Genomic DNA, 18,888 nt, shown 5'->3' with positions numbered 1-18,888 from the left:
ATTTTCTAAACTCATAATATCATCCCTTCACCTTATTATTATTTGTTCTACTTTTTTCATTCCACCTATGCGTTCTTTTAAACAGGGATATTGGGATTTTTACATTTTTTTCGTATAGACGCTAGAGAAATTGGAGTGGAGTGTAAGGCCTCTTTAGTTCAAGTTATAAGAAAAAAAGACCACCCTTTCATGAAAAGGATGATCAATAATTTGGAAGTTTCTTAAGAAGCTAGATTTAGATGGATTGCAAAGTCGGTCTAACGACAATCTCGTTCACACCTGCATCATCTGGCTCATTAATGGCATAGGCAATTGCTCTGGCGACACTGTTAGGAGAAATACTGGGATAATCTTCGTATTCTGGAAGAACACTAGTCGCCGTCATTCCTGGAGAGATAATAGTGGAGCGAATATTCGAGTTAGGTGATTCTTCCTGGCGTATCCCTTCCGCAATAGCACGAACTGCGAATTTAGTGGCACTGTAAACAGTTGTTGTCGGAATGACCTTATGCCCCATAATCGAGGAGATATTGATAATATGTCCCGATTGCTGTTCCCTCATGATCGGCAGAACTGCAGCAATTCCGTACAATACTCCTTTTATGTTAACATCAATCGTTTGATCCCAATCATGGACTTTTAGTTCATTTAATAAAGAATTTGGCATAATTCCGGCATTATTCACCAAAACATCGATACGGCCATACTGCTTTACTGCAAACTGTGCCATTTCCTGCATATCTTCCGGTGAAACAACATCTGTTTGGATGGAAACAGCTTCACCACCCTCTTGTTCAATCTCCTTTATGATGGTTTGTAAACGTTCCTTTCTTCTTGCAGCCAATACAACCTTTGCCCCTTTTTTGGCTAGCAGCTTTGCAGTTGCTTCTCCTATTCCACTGGATGCGCCCGTAATAATAACTACCTTTGATTTCAAGTTTTCCATTTTCCTTCACCCCTTCTATCATTTTGTTTTACTATGAATTCATCAATAGACGGCGTTTTGTCATACTCGGAAAATATAAAACACACGTTGAATAATTGACTTATGTTGATTTTCTAACCGCCGTTGATTATTATTATAAAGAGAAGAAAAGGAAGTTCAATCGCTAATATACGTACTTTTGTTATATATCCAACAAATGTAAGTAAATTGTTCATTAACTGAAGGGAGAAATGAGAAGAATGGAAACTGCTGCTAAAACAGATAGACGAATCGCAAGAACAAGAGAAGCCATAAACAAGGCATTTCTCGAACTGTTTTCTGAGAAAGAATTTGAAAAAATCACCATTAATGATATTGCTGAACGGGCAAATATAAACCGTGGAACCGTCTATCTACACTATACCGATAAATATGATCTGTTTGATAAGTGTATAGACGACCAATTAAACAAAATGTTCCTTTCATGCACGACAAAAGAAAAAACAGATCTAATCGGTGCTCTGGAGTCTATATTTATTTATTATGAAGAGAATGTTCAATTCTTTTCTTCTATGCTTTCCAATCAAAGAACTTCTGTATTTCGGGAACGCATGATGCAGGTAGTAACTTCTATCATAAAAGAGAGAATTGATATGATGGGCAGCAATAAAGACATGGATAAGGAATTGATTATACAATTTACTGCATCTGCATTTGTTGGACTAGTGGAATGGTGGATTTCGAATCAAATGCCCCATACACCTCAGATTATGGCAGAGCAAGTCTGGAAACTGTTTGAAAGAAATGATATTCACCCAATGGACTTATTATAGAATCCAGGCAGATTGTATGAAGATGATATAATGGGAATAAATCTAATTGATCGAAAGGGAGACTTAGTTATTTTGGATGCGAAATGTATTAAATTCTACGAATTCGGTAGTCCTAAAAATGTATTAAAAGTGGAAGACAAGAGGATGGAACCACCAAAAGATAATGAAGTAATTGTTCGAATGTTAGCAAGACCTATAAAGTGAACCTTTCCATCAGTGGGGGTTTTCTTCATCGCCCACTGATGGAAAGGTTCACTTTATCTTTCGGTACTTTTTAAATTACAACTTAATTTTCACCTGTAAAAGTGATGGTATTTTTTATATCAATATCTTCGTAAACAAATTCAAGTTTTTTACCAGGAGACATTAATAAGGTAATGTAACCGCTAATCGATTTACCTTTGGATAATTTAGCAAAAGGATCTAATTCAAGATCATTATCTACGTAATCAACCGCACCGTAAGCATTATCAAAAACATCGTAATACTCATCATCCACGTAGCCTTCTGAAAGCCAGCCAATATATTCTCGATCCCCATAGTTAGTGGTTGTAACAGGAAGTGCAATGTATTCATTTTCTCCTTCAAACACATATCCTTCCCCAAATTCATTGATCGGTTTATCGATTTTCACAGTAAAATTTCCCAACTGAACTGTTTTACCAAATGGAACACTTTTGACCTTTTCCGCGGCAAGCTTTGATGAATAAATGTAGCCAGATTTTCCATTGTATGATACTTTATACATTTTACTGCCAACAACAGATTGAGTTGTTAATTTAGCGTTGATTGGAATCGATAGTACCTTCTTCTGTTTTTTAGAAGTATTGTCGTATAAATTAGCACTATCCTTCACATAAAAAGTTAAGGTTGTTAGTTTCGTAGAAAATTTAGATGCGTAAACATACCCTGTTTTCCCATCATACGTTACTTTATACATTTTCTCTTTTTTCGATGTAGTCGTTGTAAGCTTTGTATTAATAGGAATGGACTTCAGTTTCTTCTTGTTGCTTTTCGTACTGCTATACAAATTAGCAGTAGATTTTATGTAATACGTGTACTTCGTTGCTGCTTCTGCTTTTTTTGTAAAGGGAGATTGTAGGAAGATGTTTAAAGCTAATGCTAAAACCAAGATAAATGAAATTTTCTTAACGAATTGTTTCAAGTTTTCCCCTTCTTTCACTATATTTAACAAGAAAATATTAACATATTTAACAAAAAATAAATATAGAAATTTCTATAAATTCTCCAAAAATAAACTTCCTATTTATTCAATAATAAGAGTATAAACAAGCAGAAATAACTTGTTCAGGTGAGACCCTTCTATTAGATTTCAGCAAACTTATCATGAAATCGACAACCAAACGATTTTATTTTATTATTTTTTCCATAATTTGTTATATTATCTCCGATTTCAACATCTATATGAGTATAGTTAAGTCGAAACATCCCTAAATGTAACCGTTTACTTTATTGATCTTTTCTTTTACAATGAACTTATCATAAAAAGTTGACGTTAATAATAAATAGAAAGAAGGGGATAAAAGATGAAGTTTTTAGATAAACAAATTTTCGAGAATTTTATTGAAGACGGTCATTTTGCCATACATTCCTATTTAACATTTTTGTTTTTTAAGCATAGTAAATTAGAGGAAACGATGAGAGATAATACACTATCTATTGAAATAAAGAAATAATAGTTGCAGAATACATGGTGCCAATACATGGCAATACATGGTGGTGCCTGACCCCCAATACTTTAAAGCGTTATCGCACTGGGGGTCAGGCTCCCAAAACAAAAGTATTGTTTTAAGAAGTACATGGAAGGGGAAACTCCTGTTCATACTATTATTAGGAGGTTTACCGTTTTATGAAACAATTATGGATGGCTTTTTTTTTGTTTTTGGCTCAACCCGTTGTGCTTCCTGATAGCTTAACGGTGACTCAGCAAGGGCAGACGATGGCCACGGTTAACCGTGAGAACTTTACTACGTCCTTGCCCGGTACTCCAATGGTTAATGGAGAAAAATATAATCAATTCATCAATAAACTTGATCAGCAAATTTTCCTGGCTCCCATAAATGCCAAAATCAACGATCAAGGAAACATTGTCCCAGAACAGGTAGGTTACATACTTAATAAACAGCGATTTAAGGAGCAATTTTATAACTATTTCTTTGGAAAAGGGTCCTCTATAGTAGAAGTGCCGAAAAGGAACATCTATCCGAAAGTTGACAGTGAGTTGCTTGCCCATATCCGGGTACAACAGATTGGTCAATACGTAACCTATTTTAATTCAAGCAATAAAAACCGTACGCATAATATCTCACTTGCTGCAAAATCCATTGACAATTATGTCATCTTCCCTAACGAAACGTTTTCATTTAATCAAGTAGTAGGAAATAGAACACCAGATAAGGGATACATGCGAGCTCCCATTATTGTGAAAGGAGAATTTTCTGAAGGAATTGGAGGGGGAATTTGTCAAGTATCTTCCACCTTGTTTAATGCTGTAGATCGTGCAGGGTTAAAAATCGTGCAGTAATGCATCATTCTAGTCCCTATTGAATGGGATGAATCCTTTATGAAATTCCTTGCAAGCTAGAAAATAATGGAACATCATGGACGAAAACGAACCTTTTAAAGGAAGCCTGTTTTGTATTAAAACAGGCTCTTTTATCGTAATGGGGGCATGCACTCATATTCAAAAAAATTAATAGGTGTAGGAAAAAGAACACTACTCAAGATGGAAAAAACAATTTCAGAAGAGCATGAACTTATTCAATATTTTTATAAAGTGAACCTTCCATCAGTGGGGGTTTTCTTCATCCCCCACTGATGGAAGGTTCACTTTACAAGTTATACACGGTGTCGCTTGCGAGAGAATTTTGCAATTCAATTACTACCTTATTATATTCCTTCATACATTTTCTCCCGACTATATTGATTATCCTTAATTACCTTCCTTTAAATGCCGGAATCAAGGATAATAATTCTTTTAAATCAGTCACTACCTGTTCATCCGTAAATGGCTCTCCCCAATAAGCTGTCTTTTTTCCATATGGCATGCATTCCTGCATTGCGTGCGGCTATTACATCATTCTCTGGATGATCTCCTACATATATACTTTCTTCGGCTTTCACTTTTAAACGTTGCAACACTCTTAAAAAGATATCTGCATGTGGCTTTTTTATTCCTTCTTGCTCGGATACCAATATAGTCTCTATATGCTTATCAATCCCTAAAGCTCGAATGTTATTGAACTGAAAGTCAGTAAAGCCATTTGTGATCATTCCTATTAAGAATCCTCTATTTTTAAGTTCTTTTAAAACATATTCCATATTGGAAAAAGGAACACAGTGATGCTGAAAATGATTGATATAGTCGGTGAGCATTTGCTCCCATGTTAAGCTTGAAATAGCATATTCTCTTAATAGTTGGTTATACACTTTATCTTTCCAAACATATCCCCTGTTATCCAACTCCATAAATCTTGCTATGTATTTCTCTTCGGGTATATGCATCAGCTCTTTGATGTATCTTTTATACTGATCTTTTATAAAAAGCTTAAGCGAGCTATCCCTGTCTAACAACGTTCCATCTAAATCAAAAATTACCGCTTTAATCATTATCACAGCCTCCTTTTCTAAAAATGAACAATTCATATAGGTGTTCAAATAACCGTTAAATTTAATGATTTCATCCTATCGAAGATTTAGCTGCATTTATTCATCTTCTCCTACCTTTAAAAAGTATGACATATTGCTTGCTAAATTTTTTTTCGTTAGGACTCTTCCAATCAATATTTTTTATCCTTTCACCATCTTTCAACACGAAAGGAGTATATGACGTCGAAATACCCCTAAATGTAACCGTTTACTTTTAAGTTCTTTTCTTTTACAATAGACTTTACATAAAACGTTAAAAAGGGGATGGAATCATGAAGATTCTAAATAAATAACTATTTGAGAATTTTATTGAAGACGGTCATTTTGCCATACATTCATACTTAACTTTTTTGTTTTTAAAATATGGTAAAAATGAGGAAATAACGAAAGAGAACACCCTTTCTTTAAAAAAAAATAACTAATAAGTGCAGAAATAGGTATTTTGTAAAAAATCTCCAAAAAAGGAAGTATCCAGACTATGCTAATACTAGTAAAATGCTGGTTCTCCAACCAGCATTCCTAATTGTACAACCTCAAGTAAGTCTGTCACTATTCTTTTTACTTCATTCTCTTAATGAGTCTTCATTTAACTCCTGATTCCTTCTTCTTTTACTAAGTTTGCTGACAAATCAATAGAAGGATTGCCATATAAAAAACGATGCAAAGTCTTATTACGGATTATTTTTTTTCCATAAAAAAGACATAACAGCTTCATTGATTATTTCAGGCTGCTCAAATGACAATCCGTGACCTGACTCCTGAACTATTTCATAAGTGAGATTTGGCCATAGATGCTTAGCTTTTTCTACCATTTTTCTCGGATTGTAAATTACTTCATACTCACCTACAAGTAAAAGTGTTTCGACAGATAGATTTTGCAGTTCTTTGACGGAAAATACTGTTGGGACCACTTTCATGCGTGGAATACAATTCATACCCGATATGACAAATTGGTGAATTAACTTATCTAATTGTTCGTTTGATTGGTAATAAGGACTCAGGAACCACGAAAGAGCTTTTTGTAAGCGTGATTCTGATGGAAACAAAATAGCAGGGTAAACTTTTAAAAGAAATTTGGGAGTTACTTTATGTATTCCGGCTGCAGGTGCGAGTAAAACTAATTTTTTTACCTTTTCAGGAGCTTGTATAGCATAATTCATAGATATCCACCCGCCCATAGAATGCCCAATAAAATAAGCTGAAGTAAGATTAAGCCCTATGAGTACATCATCTATCCATTCAACAGCATTTTGACGAGTTTTCATTATCTTTGTTACAATCCCTTTGCCTATATCCCCAATTGTATCCAATGCAAAGACACGATAACGGCCAGCTAGAGATTCGATATTTGGATACCACATCGTAGCACTAAAAGCCATTCCATGAATTAAAATTAAAGGTTCGGCATCCTTAGGTCCTGCTGCTATTAAATGTGTTTGACCAAAACGGGTGGAGATCATTATTTCCTCGTATGGAACTGGCCAGAGTTTTAACACTTCCTCATATGCTTCTATAAAAGGTTGTTCATTTCCGTTTTTTCGAAAAATTGTTAGATTATTAGACATACGCTACCACCCCACTGTTACTATCATCTTATTATGATTCTATTTGAGTAAATTTTCTTTTTCTTATGGATCGTACACCTAGTTTTTAGGGAATAATATCTGGATGGAAAAGGTTTTGAAATTTCTTGCTAATGTCTTAAAGTTTCCGCATCCATACTGAAATTCAGATCCTATTTGTTTCTTATTTTACTCCATTTTTACTAGATTATGTTGCAGAAGGATTAACCAAGAAATAGTGAAGCTAGTTACTTACCCATATTACAGATTTTTCCCAGTAAAATAGAATGCTATTTGTAGAATATAAATATTGCTTTGGATTATTATGAAGGAAAAGAGGCTGTAATAGATATATTTTATTACCCTGTTATAGATAATGTGACGTATGTATTTTTCTCTATCATTTCTGCAATGTTATTTTAGTTTTTCATATCATTCTAGTACATGGTGCCTGACCCCCAATACTTTAAAGCGTTACCGCACTGGGGGTCAGGCTTCCAAAACCAAAAGTACATATTCCTACTTTATTTGACAACATTTACATGAGTTCACATAAAATTAAAACGTTATTAACAGTAAGATTATATACTCAATCCAATGATGAAAAATGATACATATTTTCCTCACAAAAAGAACAGGAAATTCAAAAACGAAAGGATTGAAAATTTTGACATTTAAAAAGAAAGTCAGTAGCGCTGTTTTACTTTTAATTTCTTTATTTGTATTGGCGGCATGCAGTAATGGAACAACATCAAGTTCTAAAGATTCATCCACTACTACAGCAAAGAACGATGAGGAATCTGCTAGTTCAGATGAAACGTTAGTCGTTTATACTAACTCAAATGGTGACGGCCGTGGGGAATGGGTTGTGGAAGAAGCTGCTAAAGCCGGCATTAAAATTAAAATAGTTGGCGCAGGTGGTGGTGATGTTACAAACCGTTTGATATCAGAAAAAGCGAACCCAGTAGCAGATGTTGTTTTTGGATTAAATCATATGTTCTATGAACAATTGCAAACGGAAGATGTGTTAATTCCATATGCACCAGTTTGGTCCGATGAAATAGAAAAAGGCATTAATGATTCAGATGATTATTATCATGGTTTAGTAAAACAAGCTTTAGTATTATCTTATAACCCGAAGAAGGTAAAAGAAGCAGATGCACCTAAAAGTTATCTTGATTTAGCCAATAATAAAAAATATGAAGGTATTTACCAAGCACGTGATGATCTAGGTACGGCTACTGCAAAAGTCATTGTTGCAAGTATCTTATCTCAATTTAAAGATCCAAATGGTGAATTAGGTGTCTCTGATGAAGGATGGGAAACAATTGATCGTTACTTTAAAAACGGTGTTCAAATTCCAGAAGGGGAAGATTACTACTCCCTATTTGCATCTGGTGACGCACCAATAGGTACGATTATATCTGGTGAATTGGCAGCTAAAACGAAACAATATGGCACGGAGCCAGCATTTATCCAACCAGAAGCAGGAACACCACAGGTTGTTGAAAGTATTGGAATAGTTAAAGGCACAAAAAGAGAAGAATTAGCAAAGAAATTTGTTGATTGGTTTGGCTCTGCAGAAGTCCAAGGTGCATTTGCAGCTAAATTTAATGCGATGCCCGCTAATGTAAAAGCCCAAGAGCAAGTGACGGACTTTCAAAAACAAATTTTTGCTGACATCGTTCCACAAGATATTGACTGGTCATTTGTTACAGAAAATATTGATGCTTGGGTAGAAAAATTAGAACTAGAAATATTGTAGATTGTTTCTAGTATCCTTAAACATGTAAATCCATAAAAAATCATACTTCCATATCAAGGATTGAAATAACATGTGCGTTTACTAGTTATTTCAATCTCCTATTTTTTATTAGCATTAATCCAAGGGAGAGGAAATTCATGATTACCTTTAAAGATATTACGATCAAGTATGATGATTTTGTAGCAGTAGAGAATTTAAACTTCCAAGTGGAAGATGGAGAATTTTTCACCTTTTTAGGACCTTCTGGCTGCGGCAAAACGACAACATTACGAGCATTAGTTGGTTTTATTCATCCTGAAGCAGGACGAGTTTACATAAATGATCAAGATATAACCGATTTACCAACCGAAAAACGCGATATCAAAATGGTCTTTCAAAGCTACGCACTATTCCCTACTATGACAGTCTATGAAAATATTGCTTTTGGACCTAAAGTAAACAAAGTGAATAAAAAAGAGATTAACCAAATAGTTCAAGAAATCGCTAGAAAAGTCGACCTTAGCGAAGACCAATTAGCGAAAAAAGTCTCTGATTTATCAGGCGGACAACAACAAAGAGTCGCCATTGCTAGGGCGCTTATCAATAAACCCAGCATTTTAGTATTAGACGAACCTCTATCAAATCTTGATGCCAAGTTAAGATTACAACTGCGAAATGAATTGAAGAATTTACAAAAAAACTTTGGGATTACAACCATTTATGTTACCCATGATCAAGAAGAAGCGTTAATATTGTCCGATCGGATTGCTGTTTTTAATAAGGGAAAAATTGAACAAATTGGTACACCAGAAGAAATTTATGAGCAATCGGCGACCAAGTTCGTATGTAATTTCATTGGAGACAATAATAATATTACGCCATTGGTACAGAAATATCCGGAGAAGTTTAATCAATTAAATCTAACAGATAATACAACTTATTATTCTCGAATTGAAAAATCAAAAGTTTTGCCGGCAGGGAAAGATTTTTCATTAGAAAAGGATGAAATTTCATTTGAAGGACAATTAATGGATTCCCACTATTATGGAATTTACAGAAAATGTTTCATTAAAATAGAAGATATTATTGTTCGAGTTATATTAACGGGAGATATTCCTGTTAATACCTTTCAAAATCAAAAAGTAACGGTCATTTTTAATCAGAAAAATATTCTACAGTATGCATAGGAGTGGAGGAATGAAATCTTTAAGGATTAGAAGGAAACCATTTAATCCAATCATTTTTGTTTTATCTCTATTTATTCTCTGGTTTATTTACTCATTTTTGATTTTCCCTAATGTGAACCCTATTTACGAGACATTTTTTGGAACCGGCACCTTTTCCCTTGAATCCGTTCAAAAGCTTTTAGGATCAGAACGCGCTGTTTCCAGCATAATAAATAGTATTACGTTAGCGATTATTTTGGTTTTCACCGTAAATCTTGTCGGAATTTTTCTTGTTTTAATCATCCATTATTTTGATATAAAGGGTGCTGTTATTTTAAAACTAAGCTTTTATTCTACCTTAATTTATAGCGGTGTGGCGCTTAATTTTGGCTATAAATTGGTTTATGGCAAAAACAGCCCGCTTACGAATTTTTTGATTCAAGTGAATCCCGATTGGGATGCCAATTGGTTTAGCGGATTATTTGCAGTAGCCTTTGTGATGACTTTTGCCTGTACCTCTAATCATGTACTCTTCTTATCCAGCGCTTTAAAAAACGTGGACTATCAAACGATTGAGGCGGCAAAAAATTTAGGCGCATCACAATATACCATCCTTAAAAAAGTAGTGCTGCCTACCTTAAAACCGACTCTCTTTGCCATGACGATCCTAACCTTCTTAGTAGGACTAGGCGCCACCTCGGCACCATTAGTATTTGGCGGGAAAGATTTTGAAACAATTACACCAATGATTTTAACTTTTGCTAATAGTTCCAGTTCGAAGGATTTGGCAACCGTGCTGGCGCTGATTCTAGGAATTATTACCATTATTGTCTTATCATTTATGCTGCATTCTGAAGGAAAAGGCAATTATATTTCCATATCGAAAACAAAAACGAATGTTAAGAAACAAAAGATTAAAAATTGCCTGGCTAATATCGTTGTACATGTAGCTGCATATTTATTGTTTATTATTTATACACTGCCTGTTCTTGCGATTATTATCTATTCCTTTACTGATTCATTAGCTATTTCATCAGGTGTCATTACGTTAGATAGCATCACGTTGGATAATTATGTACTAACGTTTTCCAGTATAGAAGCACTGCGCCCATATTTCATTTCCTTAGGCTACGGCTTTACAGCTGCTTTCCTAGTGGTTGTTGTTTGTTTATTATGCTCCTACCTGATGAAGAAATATGATAATGGGTTAACCAAAGCACTGGATTATTTCTTAATGATTCCTTGGTTTCTACCATCTACATTAATTGCAGTAGGACTAACCGTTACCTTCAATGATGTTCAAGGGATAGTCTTTAATCAAGTCTTAACAGGGACACTTTGGCTGCTGTTAATTGGATATGTAGTCGTTAATCTGCCATTTACCTTACGTATAACCAAATCAGCCTTTTTCGGCATTCATAATCAAATGGAGGAAGCAGCAAAAAATTTAGGAGCCAATGCTTTTTATACGTTTGTAAAAGTTCTCCTTCCAATCATTCTGCCGTCTATATTAGGTGTCTTTGCCTTAAACTTTATCGGCATTCTGCCAGATTATGATTTAACCGTTTTTTTATACCATCCTTTGTATGAACCGTTGGGCATAACGATTATGAACGCCATAGGAAATTCTGTAACAGCAGATACGAAGGCATTAAATTTAGTCTACACCGTCATTTTAATGATTATTAATACTATTATTTTAGCATTTGTGTATGGTAATTTACGCTTCAATAGAAGAAAGATGGGTGAGCATGAATAATCTGAGAATAGCAACTTATAACATTCGAATGGAAACCCCCTCTGATACCGAGGATCTTTGGAGCGATCGAAAAACAAATGTCATGAAAATCATGCAAGATTATGACTTTGATATCATTGGCTTTCAAGAAGTAAAAGAGAGTCAACTAAATGATTTAAAGAAAATGACGAATTACGATTCTTTTGGACTAGGCAGATCAAAGGATGAAAGCAATGAATACAATCCCATTTTTTATAAAAAAGCTAAGATAGATAAGTTGAAATCAGACACATTTTGGCTATCAAGCACCTTTCAGTACGAGGAAAAGTCGAAAAGATGGGATGCAGATTGTCCGAGAATATGCACTTGGGGACATTTTCGGATAAAAGCAACCGAAAAAGAGTTTTATGTCTTTAATACACACTTTGATCATATTAGTGAGATTTCCCGCTATCGTTCAGCAGAAATTTTATTAAACAAATTTTCAAGCATAGATCAAGAAACGCCTATTTTTTTAACTGGTGATTTTAACGGAGGAAATAATGAACGTTTTTATTCATTAATCCTGTCTAAATTGATTGATGTTGTTCCCCATTCACCACATCATATTGGCCCCAAAGCAACCTGCACAGGGGTTGGTTTCAACCATGAGCTTAGCTGGGATAAATATCAATTAATCGACTATATCTTTGCAAATACATGTTCTAAAATTAATAAAACAATGGTCATTACCGATCAATTTAGTGGTCGTTATACATCAGACCACTTTCCTGTTTGTTTAGATACAACCTTAACTTAAATACGGCGATCAATTCCAGAAGATGGGCTATACCAAATCTTATAAAGTAAACTTCCATCAGTGGGGGTTTTCCTCATCCCCCACTGATGGTTAGTTGCACTTATCGGACCTTTACGGGCAGTTATCCCCCGCCTATCTTCCTCGATTTCTCGTAATCTTGAGGCGGGGGTCTTACTGCTCGTTAAGAGTGGGATAAAAGGATTCAAGATGTATGAATAATTACATCTTGAATCCCTTTTTATATCACATCCCCTGCCAACCTTAGCTGACAACAAACTGCAAGCCAACGGTTCTCTAGCTAAACCGTTCTTTCTAAGTTCGGGATTAACACCTACAAAATGTATGTAGGATTCAAAGGAACAGAAATTACTGATGTTTAAACTTCAAAAAAAGACGATTTTCCATTCGGAGCTTGAATAGAAAGTCGTCTTTAATTTTGATATCTACTGTTTTTTTGCCACGTTTCTTCTATTTATTATTAGCAACAGAATAATCTTGAATTTTTTCCAGTCTCCTTGAAATGATTTTTCAAGTGATACAAGGCTAGTGATCTAACACCGCTTTATAAGTGTTAGTTTATTGAAGCTTGATTCACATCTTTTAACAATAACCCACAGCACTTTTTAAATTTCTTCCCACTTCTGCATAAGCATAAATCATTTCTTAGAGGAAGCTTAACTCCTCTTTTGAAAGCTTCATTAAGCCAATGAACTTTAACTTTTTTTGTCAGCTTGATCATTCGCTCATCAGCATATTGGTAGAGCATCTTATAGCTTTCGCAGAAATAATCAACATCTGTTCCTTGATTGCTTCGGCTTCTCGGGCATCCACCATGACAAAAATTTAAGTACTCGCATTTTTTGCACTTATCTGGAAGCGATGGTTTTAGGTTAAGAAATGCTTCATATTTAGGATGATTTAATATATTTTCTAATGAATCTGTACCAACGTTTCCAAGTTTATAATCATCATGGATAAAAAAATCACATGGATATGCATCGCCATTTTGCTCTAGAATAAGCATCTTTGGACAAGTTTCCCGGTGAATGCAAAGCTCTGCACTTTGATGAAGATACATATCTAATAAATTATCAAAAAATCTAACTGACATCCTTGGATTTCCATCGTTAAACCAATAATCAAAGGACTCACACAAAAATTGCCCGTATTCTTCTGCAGTTATAAGATATTTGCCGGACTTTTCTGTTTCCTGTGCTCGAAAATCCATACATGGAATAAATTGAACATAATCAAAACATTGTTCGTTATAAAAGTCTAAAAGATCCCTCGCCTTACTTACATTGTCTTCATGAATAACAGACAATATATTAAAACTGACTTTCTTCTCCCTTAAATAAGCTACCCCCCTCATTACCTGATTGAAACTACCTTTTCCTGACCCTGTGACCCGCCTTCTATCATGTATGTGTTGAGGGCCATCTAAACTCACACCGATTAAAAAATCATGTTTTTTAAAAAAGTCCGCCCATTCTCTATTAATTAGTGTCGCATTTGTTTGAACCGAGTTTGAAATTCGCATATTAGGTTCTGCATATTTTTTTTGTAGCTGCACGATTTTTTCAAAAAAATCCAACCCGGCAAGAAGTGGTTTTCCTCCTTGCCAGACAAAAGCGGCCATGCCATTTGAAACTTCTAAGTATTCTTTAATAAATTTTTCAAGCATATGTATTTTCAAAGTTATTTGGGAATTTAGATTCGCATCCAACAGTACCAACTAAAGAAGCAACTGATTATATCCACGAACTTGATTCCTCTCATGGAGGAGGTAGAGCCAACTCTTGGCATACAGATGTTACATTTATTGATTCATATCCAAAAGCATCCATTTTACGAGCAGTTGTTGTTCCTCCTTTTGGCGGAGATACCGTTTGGGCCAATACAGCTGCAGCCTATCAAGATCTTTCTCCTGAGTTACGTGATCTAGCTGATCGTCTTTGGGCTCTACATACCAATGAATATGATTATTTAGGGTCACACACACAAGCATCTTCTAAAGAAATTAAACATTTCACCGAAGTCTTCGCCTCTAATGTTTTCGAAACGGAACATCCGGTTGTCCAAGTACATCCAGAAACTGGGGAACGTACTTTAATACTTGGACATTTTGCAAAAAACATTTTAGGATTGTCTACCCAAGATTCTTTTCATATATTATCCGTTTTGCAGAATCATATTACTAGATTAGAAAATACTATACGTTGGCGTTGGAAAGCTGGTGACGTAGCGATTTGGGACAATCGTGCAACACAGCATTATGCAATAAATGATTATGATGACCAACATCGCGTTGTTCGGAGAGTTACTGTAGAAGGCGAAGTACCAGTTAGTGTAGATAACCGCCGAAGTGTTACTCGTAGAGGAAAATAAAGGATTAATACATGGTGCCTGATTAATACATGGAGCCTGACCCCCAATACTTTAAAGCGTTACCGCACTGGGGGTCAGGCTCCCAAAACCTAGCTGGCAACAAACTGCAAGCCAACGGTATAATGATTTTTCTTTTTCTTCCGAACCCATTTAACAGATGCAAGACGTTCGATATCCATATTCGGAAAAGAAACAGCAATGATTTGTTCTATCTCAAGGGGATTCTGCACACTAATTTGGCAGCCAGTGGAACTAAGGTCAATCAGCTGTATCTCATAAGAATCCTTATGAAACATGCTGGTTTCTTCATATGATTCCAACGAAGCAGCTACTTCCTTGTTTAGCACATAAGGAATAAGCTGACCGGTGCTGTTCGTTTCTTCTCGCAAATTCTGGCGTTTAAACGATTGCGGTATTTTCTTCGATGCTTTTAAAAAACGAACAACCGTAAAAAAAAGATCGGAGCCTTTTTCTTTCTCAACTTGTTTAACAATCGAGCCATTGTAAATAAATTTTATAATCTTTCTATACAAATCAACTGATATGTCATCGAATTTCAATCCTATTTCCACTCGATTATGAAGTGGTGAAACCCATGTTACTTTGCTAGGAATCCTACCGATTGGTTCTATTTCTATTGTTTGCAGAATCCCATCGAGCTGTTTATAACGATCAACAGGCATTTCAATACGAGCTCCCGAATCACTAATATCTTTTAAAATTGCTTGATGATGCTGTGTTTGGTGATGCAAGGAAACTTGAAACCCTCTGCGAATGGAAAATCGCTCTGAATTTCGAAACCGAGGACGTTCAAAGGCAAGAAAAATGGCCATAATTAAGCCGCCGAAATTAAATAATGTCCAAAAAAGATTAATAAGCGTTAAGTTCTTATTAAAGGAACCATAGACAAAATAATCAACAGAAACTTTAATCAATGCGCTAACCGTCAACACAATTAATATCACATGTGGTCTAACAGAAGAGCGGGCAAAGCTTCTTGAATCCGACTGTTGTCCTTTCGGAGTTACCTTAAATTCCAACCGCTTTTTCAAAAGCAGCTCCGATAAAGCAGAATAAGCAATATGGGGAGCCATTGTCGTATCATAGATGTGAGACCATGTCATACTTCGTTTTCCTTTGGAAATTATCCGAAAAGCAAGATACGAGCTTAAAAATGATGGCAGCCAAAAAACAAATATAGAAGAAAGCGTCGCATTTAAGCTATGAATGCCAAACAGTAAAAACAATAAAGGCGCGAGTACATATATCATTTTATATACACCAAAAAACCAGTAAAGAATGCCATCAAAATAGAGTATTCTCTGCATCCAGGATAAGCCCGGCAAAGTCAATGGATTCCATTTTCTTGCACATTGAATATTCCCCCGGCACCAGCGATCCCGCTGCTTCAACATATCGAGCCAGCTTTCCGGTGCCAATCCCACGGCACACACATCACTAACAAAAACAGAGCGAAACTTCAGTTGAATTAACATGCCTGTAGCCATATCCTCTGTAATAACTCCTGTCGCAAATCCTCCAATCTCCTCCAAAGCTGTACGACGAAAAATAGCATTGCTTCCTACATACATAACAGAATTAAAGCGATCTTTCCCAGCCTGCAATGTCCGCATAAAAAAGTCCTGTTCATTTGGGATATTGACATTCGAGAACATATTAAACTGATAAGGATCCGCATTATAAAAAGCCTGCGGCGTTTGGACAAACGCTACCCTGTTCTTTTTGAAAAATCCGACTGTTTTTTCCAAAAAGGATGGAAATAGCACCATATCTGCATCCATCGTGACAATAAGATCTCCAGTAGAATGCGCCATCGCATGGTTAAGGTTCCCTGCTTTCGCATGCTTATTATCAGGACGAATCATATAATGAACAGAGAATGCTTCCGCAAGCAGCTGTATCTCTTTCCTTTTTCCATCATCGCAAATATAAATAGTAATAAGCTCTTTTGGATACGCTAGATTGGTGCATCCAGCAATGGTCCGCTTTAGAATAGAAGCAGGCTCATTATAGGTTGCGATAAAAATATCCACAGAAGGAAGCTGATCAAACCCCTCTAGTGAAGATTTCCTTTGAAGAACTGGCTTCCATTGAAGGGTATAAAACACAATGATTTGTAAAAAACCAATTACCTCCGTTAGAAGCAGTAAAATACCGACTACTATACTAATTGGATCAGATGCTGGCAAAGTAAAAAATAATCTCCAAACGATATAGAGTGCATTTGTAAGCAGACAAACGATAATAAGCGGCTTTATTACCTTTTTCGTCCACTTGCTTCCTAAAAATAAGAAAAGAATAACAGGCAAAATAATAAAAGGATAATACTCCGTTAAGAAATCAACCATGGATAGATGTCCCCCCCCCCTTTATATAAGTATACTATCTATTATCACTTCGATAACAGGCTGAAACTTTTGAGAAGGCGAAAAGAAGGAAATAATAAAGTAAACTTCCATCAGTGGGGGTTTTCCTCATCCCCCACTGATGGTTAGTTGCACTTATCGGACCTTTACGGGCAAGTTTCAACACCTATCTTCCTCGATTTCTCGGAATCTTGAGGCGGGGGTCTTACTGCCCGTTAAGAGTGGGGTAAAATGGAAATCTTCCAACACTATAGTGGCAAAAGTAGATAGTAAAGGAAAAGTAACGGCTTTTGGTGTAGGGACAGCTAAAATATTTAGAACCATGGCAAAAAAGGAAGAAAAGCAAAAAATACGTTATCATAACTACTAATGATGAGTTTATCCTATAATAATATGTACCAAGACAGGCAGGAAAAGGTAATGATAATATTATTTTCACAAAAAAAATCAGCAAATAGGGAGGAAGCATGACAAAACCAAAGAATCGACAAAGAAAGAACAGAATCATTCTTTTTACACTATTGTGCAGCTTGCTGCTTTTGTCTCTTCTTCTCTATTACCAACATAAGGAGAGGAAGCAAGTAATGTTTCGATCAATAAATATTGGAAATGCACTGGATGCTCCGCGGGATAATCCGTGGGATGTTACGATGAAAGCCGAGTATTTTAAAGCGATTAAAAACGCAGGGTTTGATACGGTCCGGCTGCCTGTACGTTTTTCCGATTATGGCAAAAACGCACCAAATTATGAATTGGACGCTTCCTTTATGGAACAAATAGATTCTTACATAAAGGAAGCATTGGAGAATAACTTAACCATCATTTTAGACTTTCACCACTTTGATGAAATCATGCAAAATCCGGAGCAGTATCATGATTGTTTTATCAAAATATGGGAGCAGCTTTCTGTTCGTTATCAGGATTATCCATCTAAGTTGATATTTGAAATTCTCAATGAACCAAAAGACAATCTCCAAGGAGAATTGTGGAATACTTATTTGGCGGAAGCAATCTCTGTTATTCGAAAAACAAACCCGGATCGCCAAATCATGGTTGGACCAGACAACTACTATTCGATAGATAGGCTCGAAGCGCTTCGTTTACCGGATGATCCAAATCTAATAGTTTCTTTCCATTATTATGAACCAAGCAATTTTACATTCCAAAGCAACCCTTATCTCGGCTTCCCCGATGTCCATAATCTCGATTGGAATGGAGATGCAAACGAACAAAACCATATAAAAATGCGCTTTACGCTCGTTAAAAAATGGGCAGATGAGCATGATGTTCCCATCTATCTCGGTGAATTTGGCGCAAACAAACAAGCTCCATATGAATCTCGATTGCGCTGGACGGAAGAAGTTCGAAAACAAGCAGAAGATTTTGGATTCAGCTGGGGGTATTGGGAGCTTGCTTCCCATTTTGGAATCTATGATCCCAAAACTGGTGAATGGGATGAAAACATGCTGCGGACATTGCTGCCTTAAAATAAAACTGATTATCTCTTTGTTTTCGTTAATACAGCTAGAATGAAAAAATGAAAAATAGGGTTCAATAGATACAATGGATGCATTTCATCTTATCTATTGAACCCTTGTTAAAACTATTTTCAATGATGCTTTCTTTATGTTTCCTCTGTCCTATTAAACTAGCTGCGATACTCCTATTTTAGATAAG

Annotated in this window: 14 protein-coding genes and 4 pseudogenes; 12 read left to right on the top strand and 6 right to left on the bottom strand. The window is 35.7% G+C overall.

Annotation, left to right across the window (positions count from 1 at the left end; translation table 11 throughout):
• Window positions 1-235 precede the first annotated feature (235 nt).
• Window positions 236-946, bottom strand: coding sequence for an SDR family oxidoreductase (locus ACTYBU_RS18025; RefSeq protein WP_445491821.1), 711 nt, complete (start codon window positions 944-946; stop codon window positions 236-238).
• A gap of 239 nt (window positions 947-1,185) precedes the next feature.
• Here ACTYBU_RS18025 and ACTYBU_RS18020 point away from each other — a divergent pair, with 239 nt between their 5' ends.
• Both ACTYBU_RS18020 and ACTYBU_RS18015 read left to right on the top strand, forming a co-directional pair.
• A complete protein-coding gene (locus ACTYBU_RS18020; RefSeq protein ID WP_445491839.1) occupies window positions 1,186-1,758 on the top strand; it encodes a TetR/AcrR family transcriptional regulator in 573 nt (190 codons plus the stop codon).
• 72 nt (window positions 1,759-1,830) lie between these two features.
• Window positions 1,831-1,956 (top strand): annotated as a pseudogene (locus tag ACTYBU_RS18015) (alcohol dehydrogenase); the annotation flags it as partial.
• 88 nt (window positions 1,957-2,044) lie between these two features.
• Here ACTYBU_RS18015 and ACTYBU_RS18010 read toward each other — a convergent pair.
• Window positions 2,045-2,923 carry a hypothetical protein gene (locus ACTYBU_RS18010; RefSeq protein WP_445491820.1) on the bottom strand — a complete coding sequence of 293 codons (879 nt, stop codon included), beginning with the start codon at window positions 2,921-2,923 and terminating at the stop codon, window positions 2,045-2,047.
• A gap of 382 nt (window positions 2,924-3,305) precedes the next feature.
• Here ACTYBU_RS18010 and ACTYBU_RS18005 point away from each other — a divergent pair, with 382 nt between their 5' ends.
• The 3 genes and pseudogenes from ACTYBU_RS18005 to ACTYBU_RS17995 all read left to right on the top strand — a co-directional run bounded on the left by ACTYBU_RS18005 (window position 3,306) and on the right by ACTYBU_RS17995 (window position 4,597).
• Window positions 3,306-3,455 carry a hypothetical protein gene (locus tag ACTYBU_RS18005; RefSeq protein WP_445491818.1) on the top strand — a complete coding sequence of 50 codons (150 nt, stop codon included), beginning with the start codon at window positions 3,306-3,308 and terminating at the stop codon, window positions 3,453-3,455.
• Between the two features lie 173 nt (window positions 3,456-3,628).
• Window positions 3,629-4,300 (top strand): annotated as a pseudogene (locus ACTYBU_RS18000) (VanW family protein); the annotation flags it as partial.
• Between the two features lie 150 nt (window positions 4,301-4,450).
• On the top strand, window positions 4,451-4,597 hold the full coding sequence (locus ACTYBU_RS17995; protein ID WP_445491817.1) for a hypothetical protein: 147 nt from the start codon (window positions 4,451-4,453) through the stop codon (window positions 4,595-4,597).
• Between the two features lie 118 nt (window positions 4,598-4,715).
• Here ACTYBU_RS17995 and ACTYBU_RS17990 read toward each other — a convergent pair.
• Together ACTYBU_RS17990 and ACTYBU_RS17985 are read right to left on the bottom strand one after the other, a co-directional pair.
• Window positions 4,716-5,388: pseudogene (locus ACTYBU_RS17990) on the bottom strand (HAD family hydrolase).
• 710 nt (window positions 5,389-6,098) lie between these two features.
• Window positions 6,099-6,992: an alpha/beta fold hydrolase gene (locus tag ACTYBU_RS17985; protein ID WP_445491816.1), complete on the bottom strand. Its 894-nt coding sequence runs from the start codon at window positions 6,990-6,992 to the stop codon at window positions 6,099-6,101.
• Window positions 6,993-7,647: 655 nt separating this feature from the next.
• Between ACTYBU_RS17985 and ACTYBU_RS17980 the strand changes: the two genes are divergently transcribed.
• The 4 genes from ACTYBU_RS17980 (at window position 7,648) to ACTYBU_RS17965 (ending at window position 12,436) form a co-directional block, all read left to right on the top strand.
• Window positions 7,648-8,754, top strand: a complete 1,107-nt coding sequence (locus ACTYBU_RS17980; protein WP_445491815.1) for an extracellular solute-binding protein — start codon at window positions 7,648-7,650, stop codon at window positions 8,752-8,754.
• A 137-nt stretch (window positions 8,755-8,891) separates the two neighbouring features.
• Window positions 8,892-9,920 carry an ABC transporter ATP-binding protein gene (locus ACTYBU_RS17975; RefSeq protein WP_445491814.1) on the top strand — a complete coding sequence of 343 codons (1,029 nt, stop codon included), beginning with the start codon at window positions 8,892-8,894 and terminating at the stop codon, window positions 9,918-9,920.
• A gap of 10 nt (window positions 9,921-9,930) precedes the next feature.
• The gene (locus tag ACTYBU_RS17970; protein WP_445491813.1) at window positions 9,931-11,658 is read left to right on the top strand and encodes an ABC transporter permease; all 1,728 of its coding nucleotides are present in this window, start codon (window positions 9,931-9,933) and stop codon (window positions 11,656-11,658) included.
• Entirely contained in the window at window positions 11,651-12,436 is a 786-nt protein-coding gene (locus ACTYBU_RS17965) for an endonuclease/exonuclease/phosphatase family protein (RefSeq protein ID WP_445491811.1), read from the top strand. The genes ACTYBU_RS17970 and ACTYBU_RS17965 overlap by 8 nt, the downstream gene beginning before the upstream one ends.
• A 571-nt stretch (window positions 12,437-13,007) precedes the next feature.
• Here the strand turns inward: ACTYBU_RS17965 and ACTYBU_RS17960 are convergent.
• The gene (locus ACTYBU_RS17960) at window positions 13,008-14,120 is read right to left on the bottom strand and encodes an anaerobic sulfatase maturase (protein WP_445491810.1); all 1,113 of its coding nucleotides are present in this window, start codon (window positions 14,118-14,120) and stop codon (window positions 13,008-13,010) included.
• A 5-nt stretch (window positions 14,121-14,125) separates the two neighbouring features.
• Here ACTYBU_RS17960 and ACTYBU_RS17955 point away from each other — a divergent pair.
• A pseudogene (locus ACTYBU_RS17955) lies at window positions 14,126-14,824 on the top strand (TauD/TfdA dioxygenase family protein); the annotation flags it as partial.
• An 89-nt stretch (window positions 14,825-14,913) separates the two neighbouring features.
• Here ACTYBU_RS17955 and ACTYBU_RS17950 read toward each other — a convergent pair.
• Window positions 14,914-17,193 carry a glycosyltransferase gene (locus ACTYBU_RS17950; RefSeq protein ID WP_445491808.1) on the bottom strand — a complete coding sequence of 760 codons (2,280 nt, stop codon included), beginning with the start codon at window positions 17,191-17,193 and terminating at the stop codon, window positions 14,914-14,916.
• A gap of 139 nt (window positions 17,194-17,332) precedes the next feature.
• Here ACTYBU_RS17950 and ACTYBU_RS17945 point away from each other — a divergent pair, with 139 nt between their 5' ends.
• Window positions 17,333-17,581 carry an Ig-like domain-containing protein gene (locus ACTYBU_RS17945; protein ID WP_445491807.1) on the top strand — a complete coding sequence of 83 codons (249 nt, stop codon included), beginning with the start codon at window positions 17,333-17,335 and terminating at the stop codon, window positions 17,579-17,581.
• Between the two features lie 97 nt (window positions 17,582-17,678).
• Window positions 17,679-18,698 (top strand): glycoside hydrolase family 5 protein, encoded by a 1,020-nt coding sequence (locus ACTYBU_RS17940; RefSeq protein WP_445491805.1) that lies wholly within the window; start codon window positions 17,679-17,681, stop codon window positions 18,696-18,698.
• Window positions 18,699-18,888: the final 190 nt, after the last annotated feature.

Source organism: Niallia sp. 03133 (genome assembly GCF_052663225.1).
This window is presented reverse-complemented; position numbering and strand designations above follow the sequence as displayed.